This window comes from Mesorhizobium sp. M5C.F.Ca.IN.020.32.2.1 (assembly GCF_004023105.1).
GTDB lineage: Bacteria > Pseudomonadota > Alphaproteobacteria > Rhizobiales > Rhizobiaceae > Mesorhizobium > Mesorhizobium wenxiniae.
In genome coordinates this window covers 1-4,853 of record NZ_RZSX01000488.1, presented here as the reverse complement: position 1 = coordinate 4,853, position 4,853 = coordinate 1, and the positions used below count along the sequence as shown (strand labels likewise).

Annotated in this window: 6 protein-coding genes; 3 read left to right on the top strand and 3 right to left on the bottom strand. The window is 63.4% G+C overall.

The window, feature by feature from the left end:
* The 3 genes from EOA86_RS22450 to EOA86_RS22440 all read right to left on the bottom strand — a co-directional run.
* The coding region (locus tag EOA86_RS22450; RefSeq protein WP_164891907.1) for an amidohydrolase family protein at positions 1-462 on the bottom strand (462 nt) is incomplete at its 3' end.
* Complete coding sequence (locus EOA86_RS22445; RefSeq protein WP_128343640.1) at positions 456-1,550, bottom strand: tungsten formylmethanofuran dehydrogenase; 1,095 nt, start codon at positions 1,548-1,550, stop codon at positions 456-458. The genes EOA86_RS22445 and EOA86_RS22450, both read right to left, overlap by 7 nt.
* A 118-nt stretch (positions 1,551-1,668) precedes the next feature.
* The gene (locus tag EOA86_RS22440; protein WP_127209180.1) at positions 1,669-2,049 is read right to left on the bottom strand and encodes a 4a-hydroxytetrahydrobiopterin dehydratase; all 381 of its coding nucleotides are present in this window, start codon (positions 2,047-2,049) and stop codon (positions 1,669-1,671) included.
* A gap of 156 nt (positions 2,050-2,205) precedes the next feature.
* Here EOA86_RS22440 and EOA86_RS22435 point away from each other — a divergent pair, with 156 nt between their 5' ends.
* From EOA86_RS22435 to EOA86_RS22425, 3 genes are all read left to right on the top strand, one after another.
* Complete coding sequence (locus EOA86_RS22435) at positions 2,206-3,174, top strand: beta-ribofuranosylaminobenzene 5'-phosphate synthase family protein (RefSeq protein WP_127209179.1); 969 nt, start codon at positions 2,206-2,208, stop codon at positions 3,172-3,174.
* 41 nt (positions 3,175-3,215) lie between these two features.
* Positions 3,216-4,109: an NAD(P)-dependent methylenetetrahydromethanopterin dehydrogenase gene (locus EOA86_RS22430; protein ID WP_128343638.1), complete on the top strand. Its 894-nt coding sequence runs from the start codon at positions 3,216-3,218 to the stop codon at positions 4,107-4,109.
* Positions 4,110-4,122: 13 nt separating this feature from the next.
* On the top strand, positions 4,123-4,853 hold a 731-nt coding region (locus EOA86_RS22425; RefSeq protein ID WP_128343636.1), incomplete at its 3' end, for an ATP-grasp domain-containing protein.

Below are 4,853 nucleotides of genomic sequence, written 5' to 3'. Positions count from 1 at the left end.
GTCGCGGATCATCGACAGCAGGAAATCGTCGTTGCCGAGAATGGCGAGCGTCGCCTTGTCGATGATCGGGATGTCGGCCAGTTCGAGGTGGGTGTGAAGTGCGGCTCCCGGCGACATCGCCGGCTCGACAACCGTCGTGAAACCCATTTTGGCGTAGAGGCAGCCGGTCTGGAAGGTCGACCAGCCCGCGTTGGAGAGCGGCGTCGTCGCCGGCCGCGCCTGATGCGCGGCATGCTGCTCGGGCAACAGCAGCCGTGCCGTATTCACGTTGCCGCCGCCGATGTGGGAATGGATGTCGATGGCGCCCGCCATCACGATGCAGCCGGCAGCGTCGATGGTCCGGTCAGCAGCGCCCCCCGCCGGCGCCGCAACGATCTTGTCGTCCCTGATCCAGAGGTCGCCCTTGCCGAGACGGCCGTTGACCGGATCGATGATGTCGCCGCCCGAGATTTTCGTCAGCATGGCAACGCGGCCTCGGCGGAGACATGACTGGCGACCAGGCGGATAACAGTTGCAGCGGAGGGCAGTTCCGACGCCGCTCGCGCATCGACCGACCTTAGCGAACCGGTGCGGCTGGAATAGACCACCGCCTCGTGATCGACGCCCGCTTCGCCAATGGCGATGGTGACTGCAGCACCCGCGATCGGCTCCTGCGTTTTCGCCAGCACAATCAGCGCCATGCGGTTCTTTTTCTTCTGCGGCTGGACAATTGAGGAAGAGATCCGCAGGTGCAGGTCGGCTTCGCCGACAGCGATCATGCGCGCGACATCGTAACGCCAGGGGTCTAATTCCGGGAAGCCGCGCGCAAAGCCGGTGCGCAACGGAAAACCCGTCATCCAGGTCGAGGCGAGCGCGCTTCCCCAGCCGTTTTCGTTCGCCGGCAGATGAAGGCCGGATGCGCGTGACTTGCGGTTGAGATCGGCGATCAGTCCTTGCAGCATCTCCAGCGCCAGCCCTTCGGTTGCGTCGCCTGAAAACAGGAAGACGGGAAAATGCGCAGCCTCCAGGGCTTTGGCGAAATCGTCGAAATTCGAGACCGGTTGCGATGTCCGACGCCCCCTGCACTGCGCCCTCAGCGCCGCCAGCGTCGCGCCGAGGCTTGCCTCGCCGCAGGAAAGGAGCGTCGCCGTCCGCCCGTTGTTCAGCGGCGGAGCTGACGCCCCTTTCGATCCGACCAGAAAGATTTCGCGTTGATTCTTGGCCGAGAGATCGGGAACCGTCTCAGCAAGCTCGCCGACAAATTCATGATGGATTTGCGGGAGTTCGCCCACAATCACCACGACATCGGCGCGCCGGCGCGTCTCGCCGGGCGCGACGGTCATCGCGCCCTTGTCGGTAAAAACCGCGGTCTCCCGCGAAAGTGCCGCGCCATCGGCGGCATGATCGTATGCCGCGCCAACCCGCTCAGCCAGCGCGATCGCCGCCCTGGTGCCGTGTATATCCGTATCCAAGCTGAAAACCGGGCACCGGCTCGACCCCAACAGCGCGGCGGCATGTGCAGCCGCGCGCTCGACCAGCGTTTCCCGGTTGCCGATCCAAGCAACCGCCATCCACTACGCTACTTTCTGGTGCCGGCCCGATCCTAAACGAAACTGGATTGGCCGTGAACCCCGCCTGCCAGCAGATTAGCGAATGTTTTCATACGCTATCAACAAATTCCGATCGCGCTTAATCATATTTGATGTAAGCGAAGCGCTGATCCGTCGGCGGAGTGCCGTCCAGCGCGCCGCCTTCCTTGGCCGGCTGCCACTGGACGACCTCCTCGATCTTTTTGGCCAATTCGAAGTCTTTATCGGTGATCCCCTTCGCTGCGTGGTTCATCAGGCGCACCTCGACCCAGGCATAGGAGGCGGTGATGTCGGGATGGTGCCACGCCGCCTCGGCGAGATGGCCGACCGTGTTGATGACCATAAGTGTCGATTTCCAGCTGTGGGTCTTGTACTTGCGCCGGATCCAGCCGTTCTCGTAGCGCCATTTCGGCAGCTCCTTCTCGAGCCGGTCAGCAATCTCGGCTTCCGAATAGACCTTCTCCTTAGCTGTCTCGCTCATCTCGATCTCCGCGAACTGCCCGGTCTGTCATGCCGGGGCCAAAACAGATAAAACGAATGCACTCTCTCCGGCTTGCCCCTTCGACGAAAACAGCTATCATGGTGACGGGCACCTAAACTTCCATGATGCGTCTATGATGCACCCATCGGGGGGTAGATGTCGAATTCTGTTACCATACGAGTGCCCGCCCGCCTGCACCTCGGCTTCCTCGATCTCAATGGCGATACCGGCCGCCGCTTTGGCAGCGTCGGGCTACCATTAAGCGAACCCGAAACCATCGTCACCCTGTCGCGGTCCAGCGAGACCATCGTCGAAGGCACCGAAAGCCGTCGCGCCGGCGAGCATTTGTCGACGCTCTGCAGCCATCTCGGCATTCGCGGCCAGCACCGGCTGGTGGTCGAACAGTCGATCCCGAGCCATGCCGGCCTGGGCTCCGGCACGCAGATCGCCCTTGCCGTCGCCTCGGCGCTGCGCACGCTCCACAAATTACCTCTCGATATCGGCGGCGACGCGACCCTGCTCGAGCGCGGCGGCCGATCCGGCATCGGCATCGGCAGTTTCGAACGCGGTGGTGTCATTGTCGACGCCGGCAAGGACGACAGCGGCAGGCCGCCGCCGGTCGTGGCGCGCCTGCCGTTTCCGGAAGAGTGGCGCGTCATCATGATCCTCGACCACGGCGGCCATGGACTGCATGGCGATGCCGAGATCGCGGCGTTTCGTTCGCTGCCACCCTTCCCGGCGTCCGCCAGCGGCGAGATCTGCCGGCGGGTGCTGATGGGCATTATGCCGGCTTTGATCGAGCACGACCTTCCAGCCTTCGGCGCCGCCGTCGCCGCGATCCAAATGCTGATCGGCACCCATTTTGCCCCGGCGCAAGGCGGCGTGTTCACCTCCAAGCGGGTCGAGAGGGTGGCCCACGGTCTCAATGAAGCAGGCGCCGTCGGCATCGGCCAAAGCTCGTGGGGACCAACAGGATTTGCCTTCGCCCCATCGCAAGACGCCGCAGTCAGCTTCGTCAGCGCGGTTCAGCAGACAGTTGAAGACAGCATCGAGATCAAGATCGTCAAGGGCAGGAATTCCGGCGCGAAGATCAGTTCGACCAAACTTGATCTCGTCGGCAGCTGACGGCTCGGCAACGCGATCACTTTCAAGCAGAAAGGCGAGAAATGGCCCGTAAACATATCCTGCACATGCTGACGCCGTTGAAGCATATGAGCCCTTTCGACGTGAACATGGCGCTCGACGCAGGCTTCGACGCCGTCATCCCCTATGTCGGTGTAAGCCTGGGAGAGGTGACAGGCCTCGTGCAGGACGCGATCTTTTCGCGCCCGCCCGATGCGGGCGTCGATACCGGCATCTTCATCGCCGGCAAGGACGCCTCGCTGGCGCTCGACATGTTCGACGCAGCGCGAAGAGCGATGGTGCCGCCTTTCCAGGTTTCGGTATTCGCCGATCCGGCCGGCTCATTCACCACGGCCGCGGCGATGGTGGCCAAGGTCGAAAAAGCGCTGGAGAAGAAATTCGAGCGCGGACTGAGGGACACGAGGATCGCTGTTTTCGGCGCCACCGGCGTCGTCGGCTTCTGCACTGCCGTCATCGCCGCCAGGGAAGGCGCGGGGGTGACGCTTGTCGGGCATGACGGCATCGAAAGGGTCAAGCAGATCGCGGCCGAGATAAAAAATCGATTCAACATCGCCGTAGATGCGGCTGACGGATCGAGCGACGCCCGCAAAACGAAGCTGGTCGAGGCGAGCGAGGTGATCTTGGCGTGCGCCAAGGCCGGCGTCCAGGTGGTCTCGAAAGCGCAGTTGAAAGGCGACGGCCTGCTCATTGCCGCCGACGTCAACGCGGTCCCGCCGGCCGGCATCGAAGGCGTGGCCGTCAATGCCAATGGCGATCCCCTCGAAGCGGCAAAAGCTGTCGGCATTGGTCCGCTTGCCATCGGCAACGTGAAATACAAGGTCGAATTCGGCCTCTTCAAAAGAATGATCGAAGCCGAAAAAACCATCACGCTCGATTTCCAGGAAGCATTTTCCCTTGCCCGCGAGATCGCCAAATAACGCCGGATCTCTATTGATCGCGGCGATTTCAGGCCGGGCGCTGGCTGCCGCTGCGCGCCGCGCCGGCTATCGTCCGCTGGTCGCCGATTTCTTTTGCGACACGGACACGGTCGCGCTTGCCGAACGCGCGACGATGCTGCCGGGCGACCTGCAGGGCGGCATCGACGGCGAGCGCATCATCGAGACGCTTCGGCAATTGGCAGGAGACGACCAGCCGGTCGCCATCGTCCTGGGTTCTGGCTTCGAGCGGATGACGGAGACCGTCGATGTGATCGCGCGCTATTTTCCGCTCGCCGGCAATAGCGGTGGGGCGATCCGCAGGATCAAGGACCCGCAATTGCTGGCCGCCGATTGCGCCGAGCTCGGCATTCCGCATCCGCAATTCCGATGGGACCGACCGCCCGATCCCGAGAACTGGGTGGTCAAGACCGCGGGCGGCGCCGGCGGCGCGCATATCAGGCGGGCCGCCGGAGAAACCTCGGTATTACAGAGTCAGGCTCCTGGCGGCCGCTATTTCCAGCGCTTTGTTCCCGGCCGCAGCATCTCGGCCCTGTTCGTCGGCGACGGCCAAACCGCTGATATCGTCGGCTTCAGCCAACAATGGGCGTCGCCCGCCCCGGCAGCGCCCTATCGCTATGGCGGCGCCGTGCGGTTGAGACGCTTCGATCGCAAGCAGGCGGCGATGATCCGCGGCTGGCTTTCAGGTCTGGTGCGCCGCGCCGGCCTGGTTGGATTGTGTAGCGC

Coding starts and splice junctions, on each gene's coding strand:
- EOA86_RS22445 (WP_128343640.1), bottom strand. CDS start 1,550: ATGGCGGTTGCTTGGATCGGCAACCGGGAAACGCTGGTCGAGCGCGCG.
- EOA86_RS22435 (WP_127209179.1), top strand. CDS start 2,206: ATGTCGAATTCTGTTACCATACGAGTGCCCGCCCGCCTGCACCTCGGC.
- EOA86_RS22430 (WP_128343638.1), top strand. CDS start 3,216: ATGGCCCGTAAACATATCCTGCACATGCTGACGCCGTTGAAGCATATG.
- EOA86_RS22440 (WP_127209180.1), bottom strand. CDS start 2,049: ATGAGCGAGACAGCTAAGGAGAAGGTCTATTCGGAAGCCGAGATTGCT.